The organism is Nostoc sp. ATCC 53789 (genome assembly GCF_009873495.1).
In the GTDB taxonomy this organism is placed as follows: domain Bacteria; phylum Cyanobacteriota; class Cyanobacteriia; order Cyanobacteriales; family Nostocaceae; genus Nostoc; species Nostoc muscorum_A.
On record NZ_CP046703.1, the window covers coordinates 2,995,287 to 3,012,328 of the forward strand.

Annotated in this window: 11 protein-coding genes; 3 read left to right on the top strand and 8 right to left on the bottom strand. The window is 43.2% G+C overall.

Features of this window, described 5'->3' with window-relative positions:
- Nucleotides 1–36: 36 nt before the first annotated feature.
- Together GJB62_RS12290 and GJB62_RS12295 are read left to right on the top strand one after the other, a co-directional pair.
- Nucleotides 37–1,665 (top strand): peroxidase family protein, encoded by a 1,629-nt coding sequence (locus GJB62_RS12290; protein WP_114080453.1) that lies wholly within the window; start codon nucleotides 37–39, stop codon nucleotides 1,663–1,665.
- 87 nt (nucleotides 1,666–1,752) lie between these two features.
- On the top strand, nucleotides 1,753–2,934 hold the full coding sequence (locus GJB62_RS12295; RefSeq protein WP_114080454.1) for a catalase: 1,182 nt from the start codon (nucleotides 1,753–1,755) through the stop codon (nucleotides 2,932–2,934).
- 122 nt (nucleotides 2,935–3,056) lie between these two features.
- Here GJB62_RS12295 and dxs read toward each other — a convergent pair whose 3' ends face one another.
- From dxs to GJB62_RS12335, 8 genes are all read right to left on the bottom strand, one after another.
- Nucleotides 3,057–4,964: a 1-deoxy-D-xylulose-5-phosphate synthase gene (gene dxs, locus GJB62_RS12300; protein WP_114080455.1), complete on the bottom strand. Its 1,908-nt coding sequence runs from the start codon at nucleotides 4,962–4,964 to the stop codon at nucleotides 3,057–3,059.
- A gap of 689 nt (nucleotides 4,965–5,653) precedes the next feature.
- Complete coding sequence (locus GJB62_RS12305; protein WP_114080456.1) at nucleotides 5,654–6,100, bottom strand: hypothetical protein; 447 nt, start codon at nucleotides 6,098–6,100, stop codon at nucleotides 5,654–5,656.
- Nucleotides 6,101–6,364: 264 nt separating this feature from the next.
- Nucleotides 6,365–7,327 carry an aldo/keto reductase gene (locus GJB62_RS12310; RefSeq protein WP_114080457.1) on the bottom strand — a complete coding sequence of 321 codons (963 nt, stop codon included), beginning with the start codon at nucleotides 7,325–7,327 and terminating at the stop codon, nucleotides 6,365–6,367.
- A 315-nt stretch (nucleotides 7,328–7,642) separates the two neighbouring features.
- Entirely contained in the window at nucleotides 7,643–8,776 is a 1,134-nt protein-coding gene (locus GJB62_RS12315) for a hypothetical protein (protein ID WP_245246151.1), read from the bottom strand.
- Between the two features lie 241 nt (nucleotides 8,777–9,017).
- On the bottom strand, nucleotides 9,018–9,323 hold the full coding sequence (locus GJB62_RS12320) for a DUF4090 family protein (RefSeq protein ID WP_100898458.1): 306 nt from the start codon (nucleotides 9,321–9,323) through the stop codon (nucleotides 9,018–9,020).
- A 340-nt stretch (nucleotides 9,324–9,663) separates the two neighbouring features.
- Nucleotides 9,664–9,918 carry a hypothetical protein gene (locus GJB62_RS12325; RefSeq protein WP_114080459.1) on the bottom strand — a complete coding sequence of 85 codons (255 nt, stop codon included), beginning with the start codon at nucleotides 9,916–9,918 and terminating at the stop codon, nucleotides 9,664–9,666.
- A 167-nt stretch (nucleotides 9,919–10,085) separates the two neighbouring features.
- Nucleotides 10,086–13,148, bottom strand: coding sequence for a phosphoenolpyruvate carboxylase (gene ppc / locus GJB62_RS12330; RefSeq protein WP_114080460.1), 3,063 nt, complete (start codon nucleotides 13,146–13,148; stop codon nucleotides 10,086–10,088).
- 101 nt (nucleotides 13,149–13,249) lie between these two features.
- Nucleotides 13,250–13,486: a hypothetical protein gene (locus GJB62_RS12335; protein WP_114080461.1), complete on the bottom strand. Its 237-nt coding sequence runs from the start codon at nucleotides 13,484–13,486 to the stop codon at nucleotides 13,250–13,252.
- A gap of 541 nt (nucleotides 13,487–14,027) precedes the next feature.
- Between GJB62_RS12335 and GJB62_RS12340 the strand changes: the two genes are divergently transcribed.
- Complete coding sequence (locus GJB62_RS12340) at nucleotides 14,028–17,039, top strand: DUF1574 domain-containing protein (RefSeq protein ID WP_114080462.1); 3,012 nt, start codon at nucleotides 14,028–14,030, stop codon at nucleotides 17,037–17,039.
- Nucleotides 17,040–17,042 lie beyond the last annotated feature (3 nt).

The window sequence follows — 17,042 nt, forward strand, 5'->3', positions numbered from 1 at the left end:
GAATACAGAATTGGAAAAACGAAGGTACAAATAATTATGTCTGGAAAAAGAGATACATCCAAAGACGGGTTAGGTAACAAACTTCAAACATTAGTTTTAACAAACTTTAAGCCTATTTGGAAACTTCTCCAAAGTAACAAATCTATTGCACGTAAAGTTAATAAAACTCTGCTTAACAGTCTCATCTATAAAATTCCGACTCGTCCTAATCCCTATAGTATGATGACTCTAGATGAGCATATTCCTGATACTAACATTCCTAAGAAAACTGATACTTATACTTCCTGGGAATCGCTCAACGATCGCACTTATACAGGAAGGCATCTACCACCCGATCCCAAATTAAACGCTGAGGGTAATCTACCCAAAGTTGAAGACCTAGCTATTTTATTCCGTAAAAGAGACGGTAAAACTATTTATTCTGGCAAATCAACCATGCTGTTTCCCTATTGGGTGCAGTGGTTTACAGATAGCTTTCTTCGCCTTAATCACTACAATAAACTAAAAAATACTTCCAACCATGAAATTGATTTGTGTAATGTTTATGGTTTAACCAGAAAACAAACACATCTGTTAAGAAGTTTTCAAGGAGGTAAATTAAAGACTCAGAAACTCAAACGCCAAGATGGTGTAGAAGAAGAATATCCTTTGTTTTATTATGCCGATCCAGCGCAGGATAAAATTAAACCTGAATTTGAAGGTCTTTATGAACCTTTGAATGATGAAAAAAGACAGTCTGTAGATAAAAAGCAATATATGTTTGCAATGGGAGTAGAACGAGCAAACGTACAAATTGGCTATGTAATGCTCAACACTCTATGTCTCCGTGAACATAATCGTCTTTGTGATGAATTAGCACGCAATTATCCAGATTGGGATGATGAACGTCTCTTCCAAACATCGAGAAATATTCTCATGGCGATTATTTTAAAAATCATCATGGAAGAGTACATTAACCACATCACTCCTTATCACTTTAAATTGTTTGCCGACCCAGAAGCTTTTACAAAGGAAAGTTGGCATCGTCCCAACTATATGGCAATTGAGTTTGACTTTGTTTATCGCTGGCATAGTGCGATTCCAGAAACATTTAACTATAACGGTAAACCAACTCATATTGCTACATCCCTCTGGAACAATAAGATGTTTATTGACCAGGGTTTGGGTGCATTGATGGAGGAAACTTGCTCTCAACCAGGTACAAAAATTGGTTTATTTAACACCCCTGATATATTGGTGGAGTTAACCGAGCTACCTTCAATCAGACTGGGAAGGCAGCTGCAATTGGCAAGCTATAATGATTATCGGGAATTATGCGGTTTCCCCAGAGTGACTAGATTTGAGCAAGTTACTGGCAATGAATTTGCTCAACAAAAACTCAAAGAATTATATGGTCATGTTGATAATATTGAGTTCTTTGTGGGGCTTTACGCCGAAGATGGGCGCGAGAATTCAACTATCCCTGCTTTAGTAGCACGCTTAATTGGGATTGATGCCTTTTCTCAGGCGCTAACCAATCCTTTACTATCACCCAATATCTTCAATAAAGAAACTTTTTCTCCTCTGGGTTGGGAAATTCTTCAGAATACCAACACAGTCTCAGATTTAGTGAATCGCAACGTTCCTGCATCAGGTAAGAAGTACAAAGTTACTTTTGACCTTTAAGAGATTGTAAGATTCTACATCAGCTTTGAGTGCGATCGCTTTCGCAAACCAGCGATCGCCAAATTATTAAATCTACCTGTAAAAAAAATGAAACTTTTTACTGAATATCCAGAAAAAGACGAACTCAAATATTGCGATCTCATGAGTGAGTTAGTCAAAAAGAACATGGAAAATCTTTATGGAGGTAAGAAGAAAAAAACTGCAAAAAGAGATACCCATTCTAAAACCCATGCTGCTGTTCAAGGAACTCTAGAAATTTTTGACTTTGATGAAGCCGCAATTAAGAAGGAATTGAGCAAACGCACCTCATTATCTGAAGCTGAACTTTCTGCCATTTCTCTCAAACAAGGTTTATTTGCCACACCGAAACAATATCCAGTTTGGTTACGATTTGCCAATGGTGCGTTTTCAGTAAAAAATGACTATGAAGGAGATACGCGCTCCATGGCCGTAAAAGTGATCGGCGTAGAAGGAGAACGACTATCGCAAAGTCACGAGTTAAAAACTCAAGATATTATTACCCACAATACCGAATTCTTTTTTGTTAGAACCATCAAAGACTTTCACAGCTTTTTTTTGACGGTTTACCGAGCAGGGCTGTTTCCGCTTTTTAAGCTGTTGGTGCTTTTTTGGCTAAAGTTGCATCCCTACGAATCCACTCTTTTACAAACTAGTTTCAAACGTTTTCCCAAGAGTTTACTTAAAGAACGCTATTGGAGTGCTTCAGCATTTTCTGTGGGACTCAAATCTGGTTTTGATCCATCTCAACCAGGTCGAGTTCCTGTGGAATATCCAGCTGTGATTAAATATGGATTTACTCCGGTTTCGAGTCAAATACCTCATCGACAACTTCCTGTTGAGTCGAGGTCAGAAAGTGAGCTTAAGCTTGCTAAAGCATCAGGTTCAGAGGACAACTATTACCGAGAGGATATCATTCAAGCTTTAGCAAAGCCTGATGCTGAGTACTATTGGGACTTTCAAATCCAATTTCAAACCAGCCCAGAGATGTCTATTGATGATACAACCATTGTTTGGAGTGAAGAGGAATCACCTTTTTTTACAGTTGGTCGCCTAACAATTAAGCATCAAAGGGTTAATTCTCCCCAAGAAAATGACTTTGGAGAAAATCTCAGTTTTTCTCCTGGGAATGGTCTAGCAGTGCATCGTCCTGTCGGTGCGATCAATCGGTTACGCAGCGTTGTTTATCCTATTGTTGCTAATGACCGTCATCAAAAACGAGGGGTTAAATACCAGGAACCAACTGTCTGAGTTTTCACAGGAATTATTAACTATAAGAATCCTTGCTCACATACTTTATTTTTTGTCATTTCCTAAAGTGATCGCCCACACCTGAGTTACAAGTGTGGGCGATTCATTCTACAAAGAATTAACTAAACAACAGCAGATACTTGCTGCTTAAAGAAAGCTTGCAAAACTCTTTCTGCTATTTGATGACTAGTTAAACCTAGTTCTGTTTTAGATTCATTGGGTTCAGCATGATCTACTAACACATCTGGTACACCGAATCGCTTGACGGGAACTAGAATATCTGCATCCATTAAAGCTTCTGCGATCGCAGAACCAAAGCCACCCATCACACACCCTTCTTCTAAGGTGATGACACGGCCGATTTTCTTAGCTAAAGGCAAAATCAACTCGGTATCCAAAGGCTTAACGAAACGGGCATTGATCACAGTTGCCTCAATCCCATGTTCGCTGAGAATTTCGGCAGCTTGCATCCCTGGATAAACCATTGTGCCATAAGCAACGATTAACACGTCATCGCCAGTGCGGAGAATTTCGCCTTTGCCGATTTCCAAAGGTTCCCAACCTTCCTCCATCAGGGGAACGCCGTAGCCATTGCCACGAGGGTAGCGCATAGCGATGGGGCCACTGGTATGGTCAACACCAGTTACTACCATGCGTTGCAGTTCTGCTTCATCTTTGGGTGCCATGATGACGATGTTGGGGATGCAACGCAGATAAGCGATGTCATACATACCTTGGTGGGTGGGGCCATCAGATCCAACAATTCCTGCCCTATCTAAGCAGAAAAATACTGGTAGGTTTTGGATGCAGACATCGTGAATTATCTGGTCATAAGCGCGTTGCAGGAAGGTGGAATAAATGGCAGCTACGGGGCGCATTCCTTGTGTTGCAAGTCCTGCTGCTAAAGTGATTGCATGTTGTTCAGCAATGCCGACATCAACATATTGATTGGGCAGTTTGGCTTGAAGTTTATCTAAACCTGTTCCCGTTGCCATAGCCGCAGTAATCCCAACGATTTTGGGGTTTTGTTCGGCAAGTTTCACTAGAGTGTGAGAAAAGACTTTAGCATAAGCTGGGGGTTTGGGTTTATTAGAAGGAATAGCTTTGCCAGTTGCAACGTTAAAGGGGCTTTGGGCGTGGTAGCCAACTTGATCTAGTTCAGCAATTTCATAGCCTTTGCCTTTGACTGTTGCCACATGTACTAAAACAGGGCCTTGTATCTGATGTGCCTGTTGGAAGGTGGCAATCAATTCTTCGAGATTATGCCCATCTACTGGCCCAATGTAGGTAAAACCGAGTTCTTCAAACACTGCCCCTACCTTGGGAACAGCCAAACGTTTCATACCTTCTTTGATGCGTGCGAGTTCGGGAGACAGAGATTCACCCACGAAGGGAATTTGCTTAAATTGTTCCTCAAGATTATCTTTGATAAATTGCACCGGCTGGCTGAGGCGCATTTTGTTCAGATAGCGGGGAATCGCGCCGACGTTGCGAGATATGGACATGTCGTTGTCGTTGAGAACAACCAACAGGTTAGTTTTCGGCATGTGTCCCGCATGGTTGATGGCTTCTAATGCCATACCTCCAGTCAGTGCCCCATCCCCAATAACAGCGACGGCTTTAAATTTTTCGCCTTTCAAGTCTCGCGCTAAAGCCATGCCTAATGCTGCTGAAATACTTGTAGAAGCATGTCCAGCCCCAAAGTGATCAAATTTGTTTTCACAGAGTTTGAGATAACCTGCAACTCCGTCCTTTTGTCTGAGGGTGTGGAAGCGATCGTAACGTCCTGTAAGAAGTTTGTGGGGATAAGCTTGGTGTCCTACATCCCAAATCACTTTATCCCGATCTAAATCCAGTGTCTGGTAAAGTCCTAGTGTTAATTCTACAACACCCAACCCTGGCCCCAAGTGTCCACCATTAACTGCTACGGTTTGGAGATGCTTATCTCGAATCTGACGGGCAATCTGTTGCAGTTGGCGAACAGATAAACCGTGCAACTGATTAGGATGGGTGATTTCGCTCAGGTGCATATTATAGTGTTTTCCTCTCTAATTTCACTTTTTCAGTATTTTGATTTTCCCACGGTCGGGTTGTCCACATAATCACACTCTTACATTGTTACTAAGTTGTAGTGGAAAGTATAACTTCGTAATTAATAATGGTAGAAAATTTGTTAACCATTAACAAATTGTCAAAATTAGGTTGTAATTACATAAAGTCACAGCACATTTGTCAATAAGTAATGCCACTTAAATAGATTGTGTAACTTGTATAGAAAGTCAACATTTAAAAAGCATCTTGCGGAAATTCCTTAACTTGTTCGCTTGCTTTTGCCTTTTTAAGCGATTAAAGAAGAAAGTTAAATATCTTGTTTCCAGATATACGATCAGTCTAATTGCTAGCAATTATTTAACAATTATTTTTTCTCTTGTTCAGTGATATAGTAATCCGCGTGGCGTAGCCATACTTACTTGCGTGGGCAGGCAATAGGTAAAGAAGGCTTTTTAAGTTGTACGGAGTTTTTTCAAAAATCAAATATGAGTTCTGTAGCAGCTAATTTTATCTGCGATCGCTAGTTCATCTAGGCGCAACAAATATGTATTTAAAAATACTAAACTATTTTAAATACATTCAGTATTTACTCAACAACAAGATCCCCGATTTCTCAAAGAAATCGGGGATCTAAGCCTTTTGATTTGAACGAAATCAAATTAGATTGCTATTTACCAAAAGCATCCTTGATATTATCAACAGTACGCTCAACAACATTCTTTGTGTTGTCTACTGCTTCTTTAGTCCGAGATGCATCTTCGTTTGCTCTTTTCTGAATTGTAGCCGCATCTCTCTTGGCTTTGCGTTCAGCAAAACTGCCACCGTCTGTTGCTTGGTCAACTTTACTGGCATTACTCTTGGCAGCATCCTTAACTTTATCTGCCGTATCGTCGATAAAATTTTTGGCTCGTCCAGCATCTTTACTGGTTTTTTCTTGAACTTTATCGCCTGCGTCTTTTGATGCGATCAAGGTTGCAGTTGGTTCAGCCATTGCTGAGGTGTTCGAGAAAAATGCACCTTGCCAAACGAAAGCGATCGCTAACATACAAAACAGTGTGGTAGCCATCCAGCGTTTTACGGTGGAAAGCTGTTTTGTAAAATAATTCGATTTCATACAATACAATCTCATGTGATTTAGTATACTAAATCTACTTTATTTAGCTTATTCACCATATCGATCCCTAGATAGAAGTTCTTACATCATTAGTTATGAAATAAATTCACTATTTTGATAGATTGAATTTTGAGTAAAGATTTTTTGCTGCTAATCAAAGACAGATTTTAGATATGGACGGGCGATACCTACGGTAAGCTATGCTAACGCACTTGGGTAAAAGTTAGCGATCGCAATTACAGTCTAAGGAGTTCTAAAAAAGCATCACGCTGACATCAATTGCTGGAGGCGCTGTGGTTCCTCTCCTAGCCAATCTGGATTTTGGGCAGTGCTATCAAAGATTGATGAAGTTTTGAAAGGCTCAAACTCGCCACGCGATCCTGCTTCTGCTGTTTTTGCTAAGAGCGATTGCACTTGCTCGTCGTTCATTGGCTGGAAAGTCCGCACTGCTTCAAAAGCTTGCTCTAGAATCTCCATACTGTCAATTCCGGTAATCACAACCGATGTGGGTAGATTCAAAGCATAGTGTAAACACTCAATTGGCGTTACAGTATTTGACCGTAAAAGAATACCGTTTGCCATGCTTTTCATTCCCAGAATGCCGATGTTTTGTTTAACCAGTTCCGGCACAACCAGCTTCGCAAAGCTCCGGTAGTGGGCATCCATTACATTGAGCGGCATTTGCACTGTATCAAATTTAAACCCGTAAGTGGCTGCAACTTCCAGCGTATGCAAATGAACGTATGGATCTTTGTGTCCAGTGAAACCAATGTATCGGAGTTTACCAGCTGCTTTTGCTTCAATGAAGGCAGCATTTGCCCCTTCTTCGTCAAAAACTCGATGCGGGTCTTCGTACCGAATAATTTCGTGGTGCTGAACGAGATCGATGCAATCCACTTGTAAGCGTTGAAGTGATTCATCTAGCTGCTGTGCTGCTGCTTTTTTTGAGCGTCCATCGATTTTCGTCATCAGGAAAACTTTATCGCGGTAGCGATCGCGCAGCGCTTTTCCCATACGAATCTCGCTGACTCCACCGTTGTAATCCCAACTGTTATCCATAAAGGTGATGCCGCGATCGATCGCTGTTCTCACTATTCGGATACCCAGTTGCTCATCAACGTGTTTCAAGCCGATGTGCCAACCACCCAATCCAATCGCAGAAACTTTCTCTCCTGTACTGCCGAGAACTCGATATAACATTTCTGAATTTGGCGTAGTTCCTGACATGTGTTCTCCAAGTCTTTCAGCTGTTACTTAAGTAGATATAACTGTGTGCCAATTCAAACGCAAGGGAAAGTTGACAATATCTTGCTGAAGATACACTTTTTGACATATTAGGAAAATATTGAAGAAGCCAAAATATCGATGGCAATTTGGGATGTGTGAGGTATGGATAGGGCTTACGCAAAACTACACGCAGTATAGGCAATTCATAAATTGCCCATACCGGAAAATCAAGGTTTGGGTTATGCCGTGAAAACTCAAAATTGCAGTTTTGGGCTTTTATATTTGCATTTCCCAACAATTAGAAACTGCGTGGTGTTAAGGGGACGGAACCGCTACTCGATTACCGGGAACAATCTGTGGCTGATACGAAAACACTTCTCGACTACGGGGATTTACGGTCACTTTGACCCAATTCACATCGTTGTTGCCGTTCGCCGCATTGTCGCCAAATGTCTCGACACGAGTAAAGTTCTCGATGCGTCTGCCTTGAGCATCTAGAAATGGCTTGTCAATACGGTAGTAGTGCGAGTCACCATCCACGTAGGCAATCGGTTTACGGAAAGCGATCGCCTCATCGCGGAACGCTAATAAAAAGTCTTTGAAACCATCAGGCTGTCCATCGGTTTGCACGAGCGTCTTCGGATCGCGCAAAGGCGCTCTGGTTCCGTCGGTCAGATCCCACCCTGGATTGCCTTGGGAGATAAACATGACCGCAGCCGAATTGCGTGTCTTTGCCACTTGAAAAGTTTCTCTCATCCATGCAATATTAGCTGTGTTTCGCGCAGCATACTCTTGCGGGTCAGGCGCAGTGTCACACAGGTTGTTGCATGAACCCTGGATATTGAGTGTCGCATAAGTAACCTTACCGACCGTCCAGCGCCGATTCTCCACACACGGTACTGCACCGGTTGCACCAAGACACAGTGGTGTTGTCTGCACCTCTTGGACTAACCGACGCTGCCCAAGGGAAAACTTCGTGCTGAAGAATACCTGACGCTGGTAGTCGAGGCGTTCGCGTGAATTGAATCCACCATTTGAGGGGCGATCGCAATCAGTCCAATCATTGTCACCTGGGGTAAAGGCTGCTGGTGCCTTCAGGGAGTTGAAGTAGCCGAGCGCCTGAGTGTAGAGTTCATTACTGCACGTGGTCGGTGTTACCGAGCCGGGCGTAGAGTTGCCCGCCTTCAGGTCGCCGTCGTGGACAGTAAAGGCCAGGTTTTGCGCGTTCATATCAGCGATTAGGTTCGGGACTCCCGTTGTCGCTTGGAGATCCGAGTAGGGCATATCGCCCCAAAGTCCGATGGCGTATGTCTCGTTTTCGTCCTCGTACTCGTACTTCCTCTCGTTGGCAGTCGCCAAACCGATTGCAGAACTTGTCAGGAACGGCACAGTCAGCGCCACTAAGCATATTTTACGTAGCAAACGCGCAGTGGTGACGCGTTGAAACACTGAGTACCCAACCTTTGTCATCATCTCTATCCTTGATTATTCTTTGGGATCGTGAGCGCATTTTGGAGAATTAGCTCCTTGCCCACGCCCTTTCGGTGAGAAATTTAGATTACCGGATTGTCGATGACGGATAGGTTATGGATGGGTTAATAGTTCGTTTATTTACAGTAATTTCACGGCTATTTTACTTGTTTGTGTAGCCGTGAATTATATAGTCCCTGACTGTGCTGCGCTGCTATATTTATTTACCGCTATAAAAAAAGGCAATTTCTTTTTCTTTTAGAGGTGCGAAACCAGCATCTACAAGTAATTGGTCGAGTTCTGCTTGGGGAATGTGCTTTGCACCAATTCGCACAATGCGCGATCGCATAGTATTAGATACGCCACTGCGCTGTCTATTGCCTTCTAGCGCCATGACTTTACCATAAAGTTCTAATTTGGCAGGCGGAATGGGAGAACCATCAAAATCAATTCCCTGTGCGATCGCTTCATCAATAGCATCAGCACCCGTGGTAGTTTGATTCCCTGGGTTAGTTTCGGTAGGCATAGTGATTTGATTTGCTCTTCTTTGCTATGGGTAGATTTTACCAGCCTTGCTGACACCTTTCTCCTGCTGAGTGTTAATTGCAATTGTCTGAATCAAAAAACCTCTCCCTGGTTCAATACTTTTCGGTTAAGGGGGAAAGGGGAAGGGGAAAAGGGTTTGAATTTACCTTTACCCAACCCCAGTAACCTTTCCCCAGATCAAAAGAGAGATTGTTGAGTTTATCCAAAAAGTATTGCTCCCTGGTTTTACTAGGCAAAACCTTCCCTCTCCGATTCGGAGAGGGAAGACTTGAACTTTAGTTCAAGGCAGGGAGAGGTTCGTCTAACTCACGCCTAACAGATTAATCACGAGCTTGTCGCGTCACCAAACCCCCAACAAACGCCCCTAAAATCGTTCCTGTCCATAATCCTGTTGTGCTACCTTGCCATATTGCTCCTGGTGTCATCCAAGCGTTGCACATCACCTGGAAACCCCAAGATTGGTTTTGACACTTTTGCCTATGCAGCATTATGGTGATTTGCCCACTAGTGTAAGCACCAAAAAAACCTGATGATAGCGCCAAAAAAGTGCAAATGAAAATTCTATTTTTTGTCATTTGTCATTTGTCATTTGTCATTTGTCATTGGGCATGGGCAAGAGGACTTGGGGACAAGGAGAATTGGGGACAAGGGGAAAGACTTGTTTCAAGTTCTCACCTCTTGTCCCCTTGTCCCCCTGCTTCCCCTGCCTCCTCATCCCCAATTCCCCATTCCCCATTCGCAATCAACCCGTATTTCTCATCCCGGCTGCAATTCCATTAATAGTTAACAATGCACCTCGCAGTAACTCGCCTTTGCTGTAACGAGAATGGATGACTCCAGAAGTGGCATTAGTATTCATAGACTGGCGTAGGCGCTTGAGCAGGGAAACTTGGATAAATCCCAAGGGGACAATTGTGCCATTGCGTAACTGCACAGATCGTTGCAGGACAGGATCGCCATCTAACAGTTGATTGTGATCGGTGATTTTTAACACCAAATCTCTTGTGAGATAGAACTCGCTGGCAATTTGGTCAAAAACCTTGGCAAAACGAAGTTTATCTTCTGGTTTTGACAATTCCTGAACGTAGTGATGTGCCATTTGCATATCTACTTTTGCCAAAGTCATCTCGGCTTTAGAAATCACCATCTTGAAAAAGGGCCACTTAACGTAAAAGTAGCGCATTAATTTCAAGTGTTCTTCTGGTTCTGCGTTCAAAAACTCTTGTAACGCTGTGCCAACACCGTACCAGGAAGGAAGCAAAAAGCGGGTTTGCGTCCAGCTAAATACCCAAGGAATAGCTCTTAGACTGCTTAAATCTTTCTTACCAGATGGGCGACGGGCTGGACGAGAACTAATTTGTAGCTGGCTAATTTCTTCAATGGGGGTTACTTGATGGAAAAAGTCAACAAAATCAGGTTGTTCGTAGATTAAAGCCCGATAATGTTGCCGCGATCGCGCTGCTAATTCTTCCATAATCTCATTCCAGGGTTCAATATCATCAAACCCTGTCCGCAGCAGGCTAGCTTGAATCACAGCAGTGGTGATGGTTTCCATGTGGTACAAAGCCAAGTCCAACAAGGAGTATTTGGAAGCCAAAACTTCTCCTTGTTCGGTAATCTTGATTCGCCCATTGATACTATGACCCGGTTGAGCCAAAATTGCCTCGTAAGCAGGGCCACCTCCCCGCCCTACAGAACCGCCGCGTCCGTGGAAAATCCGCAAATTTATATCGTAGCCTTCTGCTATTTGTTGCAGTGATTTTTGGGCTTTATGAATTTCCCAATTGCTGCTTAAAAAACCAGAGTCTTTGTTGCTGTCAGAATACCCCAGCATCACTTCTTGCAAGTTAGGGGTGAGGGGGGGGGCAAGGGAGGATGAATTTTCATCGGTTTCTTCTGCTTTTGCCTGTTCGTAGCCGCCGGCTAGCAAAGCGCGATATAACGGGAGTTCAAACAGTTTCCGCATAACGCTTCTGGAGCGTTGTAAGTCTTCTACTGTTTCAAATAAGGGGACAACTTGAATGGTTCCCACGGCTATGGCGGGGTCAAAAAGTCTGGCTTCTTTGGCTAACAGTAGTACTTCTAGCACGTCGCTCACGTCGCGGCACATGCTGATAATGTAAGTTTGGCAGATATTTAGACCAAATTCTTGTTGGAGCGATCGCACGACGCGAAAAGTTTCAATTACATCGTTGGTTTTTTCAGAAAATGGCAATTCTGCTGGAATTAATGGCCGGCGGGTTTGCAGTTCTCCTGTGAGCCAAGCTACTTTTTGCTCCTCAGATAGTTCGTTGTAAGGTTGAGGTAATATTTGCAGGTATTGTAGGATCTCATCCAGCGCATCAGCGTGGCGGGATGATTCTTGACGGATATCTAGCTGTGTCAAGTTAAAACCAAAAATTTCTACCTGACAGATGAGATTTTCTAAATCTCGACAGCTTAAACCTGTTTCTGTCAAGTTACGCTGAATCATCCGCAGTTCAGCTAAAAAATCGTCTCCCGAACGATACAGGGGACTATCTTGATTTTTTGGCGTTTCCCGATTGTACAAAGCTAGATTGCGATCGCGAGTATTTTCTAGCCGTTTCAGTACATAAGCGAGTTTCAGCCGATAGGGTTCTTGCCGATAACGCAGCGCCAGTGCATCATATACCTCACTCAACTGGGACTGATCTAACTCTAGAGATTCCAGCAAATCTGGTAAGACATCACTCCAGTGCATCGACACACTCAACAATTCAATCAGATTTTTCACTGACTGAATATATCTCCCCAGCACCATTTTGCGCTGATAGCAAGCTGTTTGCCAGGTGATTTCTGGTGTAACTGATGGGTTCCCATCCCTATCTGAGCCGACCCAAGAGCCAAAAGAACAAAAGTTTTTACTTGGTGGTTCTAGCCAAGGAAAGGTATTGGATAGTGTATGTTTGAAACGTTTATAAAGTTGAGGAATGCCATCAAATAAAACTTCTTGGAAGTAGTGTAGGGCATAATCTACTTCATCTAGCACAGTGGGTTTGAACTGGTGAAGTTCGTCCGTGCGCCACCAGAGGCGAATTTCCTCGAGCAATTGTTCGCGGACATCTGCTGCTTCCCAAGCATATCCGCCACCTGTACCACCAGCATGGTTTTCTAAGGTATCCAGTTTTTGCAAGAGTTGTACCACCTGTCGCTGCTTATCTCGGATGGTATGACGAACAATTTCCGTCGGGTGTGCTGTGAAAACTAAGCGCACATCCAGATGAGCAATGAGACGTTGAATTTGTTGGGGTGGTACATTCAGTTTGAATAAATAGGGAAACAAAGCAGCGAAAGTCCCTTTTGGTTTGACTTGTGCTTTTTCTAGATAGTTCTTTGCCAGCAATTCTGCTGCTATTCCCTTGCTAACAGGCGCATCATCTTCTCTTTGATTGGACGAGTAATTGACATTAGATGCTCTTTCTGCATCTGTAGGCTCTGTTTCTGCCTCATAGCGGCCCAATTGCTGCCTTTGCTCGTATTCCTGCTCTATGATGTTAATCAGCTGAAAATACAGAGCGAAAGCACGAGCCGCGCGGATTGCTTCGTTGATATTTAGTTGTTCAATTAATTTGACGGCTGAGGATGCTTGGTCATTTGTTGCCTGTCCTTCTGGCGAACACAAATCGCGCAACTGCCGCAACAAGTCTACCATGTTTTGACCGCATTCTTGCCGGAGAACAGACTCCCACAATTCTTCCACTACCTGGAGACGATGACGCAAAAATAATTCCGACACCGGGTATATATCCGCAGTTTGAGACGAAGAGTATAAAAGGGAACCCATATTCTCTATCTTGTAAAGCTAATAACTGTTTACGCTTCTAGGTTTTCTACTGAATGCTCATCGGGTTATTCCTGAGCAAATAATTATTTGGTGTATATTTTCTAAGTTTGATTAGTTTCGCGCTCCTCTGGGAAGTCGAGAATGGGTAGGCGATCGCCTCGAAACAATTCTTCACTGGCTTCCCCTATGCTTTCTAGTGCCCTTACGGTGGTTTTTCCGGTAATGAGCAGCAGTAATATAGACGCTGTACCTATTTGTAAAAGGAACGATTGGGGAATGGTAAATAAATCGATATGGGATGGCGGGTTAGTTGAGGGTTCTTGGTTGGCAGGAGGCATTGCTAATTTTTGGTTATGGGAATTGATCTAGGAGTCATTTGTCATTGGTAAGGGCTTTAAACCTATTTACGTTTCGTAATATACTTGGTTTTTTTCCGCCAACTTACTTAGGAATTAGGATGAATCCAACAATCGAGGGATGGAGTTGAAATGAGATAAGCTTGTTGGTTATTTCACCTATTAGGGGCGTTAGCGCCATGAAACGCAAGTCTAGCTTTAAAGGACAAGTCATTAGCCAGTCATATAGAATTATTCTGACTCCTGGCTTCTGTACAGACGCGAAATCGTGTCTCTCTTGTACAAACGCGATTAATCGCGTTTCTCCTAACTTCTGATTTATGACTCCCTATTAGTAAAATAAACGCAAAACTCAATATTAGTCAGACTTACAACCTGTACAAGACTATCTTGGCCGATTTTGTAAGCTACGAAGGTAACAAAATTGTTAAAAAAAAACGTCAGAGTGTGATAGACCTATGGTTCTAGTTTACAAGTGCAGGCACTATCCCCCAACCATCGCTTCCTGTAAAGTTAACTTCCCATGAAAACAGTATTACCAGATCGCCAGCAATCCTTAGTGCAATGGGTGAGCCAAGCCACAGGGATTAACACTTTCGGGGTGAAAGTCCGGTTACGGGGAAATGACCTTCATATTCTTTGTGAAGGTACTGAATGTCCGCAGCGTTGGCGTACTTTGTCTGATTTGCTGCAAGCATTACAGCAAACAAACTTAGATATTCTCACAAGCAGCGAACAAACCTCAATATATCAAGTATTTGTCTATGGCCGAAGAAAAGGGGAACAGCGCCCCAAATGGTGCCATCGGGTTTACTTAAATCAAATAGATAAGCATCTTGAGCAAGTGGAGCAAGCCTTGCTAGCAGATGCGGAAAAATCAAAACAGTCGGGTGGGGCGCTAATTGTCTCTAACGAAAGTTTGGCACGCCAAGGGAACCCAGAGGCGATCGCTAGATATCTCAGCGAAACTCTGAGTACGTTAGGTGTATCGGTACAGGCAAAGATTAAGCCATATCAGCCAAAGAACTCTCAGCCGGAAGAAAACCGCCTGTGGATATTTTGCCAGTCGAGCTATAGCCCTGATGCCTCATTGCTTGCAGAACCAATAGCAGAGAAGTTGCGTTATCTCAAGCTTTCTGGCTACCAAGATGCCGTAATTGTTTCTCAGGTGAGCGGCGAAACTGCCCCTGATTGGTTGCTGCGTGTCGATTTGACCCCATCAGAGGTAATGCTGAAAGAATGGGCGCGTTGGGGTGATATCCAAGCGATCGCTCGGCTATTAACTGAGGTATTGTCAGGATTAAAAGTTGCTGTCCAAGCTTCTCTGAAGGAATCAACTCTACACATCTTTTGTACGCCAGCTTTTGATCCTTTAGGAACTGCGCCAATCCCAGACAAAGCGGTGTGCTTAGAGGCAATCGTACCCCAGTTAGAAGCGATCGCACCTCAAGGCATTCTCGCCGCCACCATCTACGGGCAAAAAGCAGGCGACAAGCAACCCACTTGGATTGATTGGCTAGCTTTACCCGCCACAACCTATCCCGCCTTTGCCACATCACCGCTAGATTTGGCTAATACTGGCGATGAACCAGCCATCACATTTTTACTAGAGCGTTTACTAAATCCTGACTTGGATTGGCGTTTATTGACAGGTGGAATTCGTGTCCTCTTACTGAACAAAAATGATTTACTGCACATTATGTGTGATGCACCTGTTTGTCCAGGTCGTCAGCAAGTAGCAAGTAAAATTACGCAGTTTATCCGCCATTTGAAAATTCCCGGTATTATGGGGATACGTATATACGGTCGCCGGGCTGGGAATAAAGAACCTTTTTGGCACTATGGCGTTGATCTTGAACATCGCCAACGTTTAGTACCAGAAGCAACACCAGAATTCGCTGCCACTTCTAAATACGTCGATGATTTGATACCCTCTGAGACTAGTGAACCAATTTTGCGCCCAGACTTAACAACAGAAGAAGTTCAAAGTTTTGTAACAGAAGTAGCGCGAGATTGGATAGCAACGGCGAGTGCAACCGCGAAAAAGTTCCTGTTAAAAAGCCAGCTATTTACAGAAAGCCACCAGTTAGCAGAAGAAAATCCTGACGATCAAGGACTTAAGATTGCTCTAGTTTGGGGGACATTGGGATTATTACTCACTCTCCAAACTGATTGGGTATTGGGTCGAATTACTGCACAGACTAAACCGAGTTTGCCAAAAGTTGCCAGTGTTTTACCTTCATCATCTGGACAAAAGGCATCTTTAACATCTGAAAAAACTCAGAGTGAGAAAACGGTATTTTTTAGCAGCAGTTCTAAAACAAAATCTCCTGCAAATCAGAGTTCTGTATTTAATGCTTCTGAGTTTACTCAAAGTGATGATACTTCGACCAAAAATTTGGCAGCCGCACCATTGAAAGAAAAAGCAACCGCAACAGCTATTCTTTTAGCAGCGCGATCGCAAATGCCAAGTTTCAATGTCAGGCAGTTAGATGAGCAGCTAGCACTGTATAAACAGCGTTTAGCGAGAACTGGTACACCGCCCGATGTGTTGATTATTGGCTCCTCCCGCGCCCTCAGAGGAGTAGATCCAGCAGAACTTTCTAAAGCTTTAGCGACTCAGGGCTATCCCAATATTGACGTGTTTAACTTTGGGATCAACGGTGCTACTGCACAAGTTGTAGACTTTGTGCTTCGTCACGTACTGGAACCATCAGAACTGCCTAAAATAATTCTCTGGGCGGATGGGGCCCGTGCTTTCAATGGTGGACGCGAGGACATTACCTTTAAATCCATCGCTGCATCAGCTGGTTATAAGCAAGCATTACAAAAGAAACCAAAAATCGCAAATAGCAGCGAATCGCCCGAAAATCAGGAAAGTTCGCCAGAAGAGAAGGTAAAAGAAGAAAAACAGGAGATTAGCACATATCAAGCTGTCAATGATTCGTTAAATCAGGGTCTAGCATCTCTTTCTGCTAGCTATCAAAACCGCGACCAAATTAAAGGCTTATTGCAAAAACAATTGCTTATATTTGGTAGTAATCAGACAGTTGCATCACAAAAACAGCTAACAGATGGAACTTCAGATGAGAGTATTTCTCAGCAAGCAGTTGATTTTGATGGCTTTCTACCTTTGTCTATTCGCTTCAATCCTGCTAGATACTATCAAAAACATTCTAGAGTTCCCGGAAATTACGACAACGACTATAAATTTTTCCAAGTAGAAGGACAGCAAGATGCTGCTCTTCAAGAAGTGCTTCAGTTTACCCAGTCTCAGAAAATTTCCTTAGTGTTTGTCAATATGCCTCTCACGGCAGATTATTTAGATCCAGTGCGTAGACAATATGAGCAACAATTTCAGCAATATATGTTGCGTCTAGCTACTAATCCCAATTTTATATATCGGGATCTGAGCCAAAAGTGGCCCAAAGCACATGACTACTTCTCTGATCCCAGCCACCTCAACCGCTTTGGAGCATACGAAGTCTCCAAAAAGCTGGCTAATGATCCGATGATTCCCTGGCCAGTGAAGTAGGTA

Excerpts from the sequence above, each read along its gene's own strand:
- GJB62_RS12340 (WP_114080462.1), top strand. The coding sequence starts at position 14,028 with ATGAAAACAGTATTACCAGATCGCCAGCAATCCTTAGTGCAATGGGTG.
- ppc (WP_114080460.1), bottom strand. The coding sequence starts at position 13,148 with ATGGGTTCCCTTTTATACTCTTCGTCTCAAACTGCGGATATATACCCG.
- GJB62_RS12335 (WP_114080461.1), bottom strand. The coding sequence starts at position 13,486 with ATGCCTCCTGCCAACCAAGAACCCTCAACTAACCCGCCATCCCATATC.
- GJB62_RS12295 (WP_114080454.1), top strand. The coding sequence starts at position 1,753 with ATGAAACTTTTTACTGAATATCCAGAAAAAGACGAACTCAAATATTGC.
- GJB62_RS12305 (WP_114080456.1), bottom strand. The coding sequence starts at position 6,100 with ATGAAATCGAATTATTTTACAAAACAGCTTTCCACCGTAAAACGCTGG.
- dxs (WP_114080455.1), bottom strand. The coding sequence starts at position 4,964 with ATGCACCTGAGCGAAATCACCCATCCTAATCAGTTGCACGGTTTATCT.
- GJB62_RS12320 (WP_100898458.1), bottom strand. The coding sequence starts at position 9,323 with ATGCCTACCGAAACTAACCCAGGGAATCAAACTACCACGGGTGCTGAT.
- GJB62_RS12325 (WP_114080459.1), bottom strand. The coding sequence starts at position 9,918 with ATGACAAAAAATAGAATTTTCATTTGCACTTTTTTGGCGCTATCATCA.
- GJB62_RS12310 (WP_114080457.1), bottom strand. The coding sequence starts at position 7,327 with ATGTCAGGAACTACGCCAAATTCAGAAATGTTATATCGAGTTCTCGGC.
- GJB62_RS12290 (WP_114080453.1), top strand. The coding sequence starts at position 37 with ATGTCTGGAAAAAGAGATACATCCAAAGACGGGTTAGGTAACAAACTT.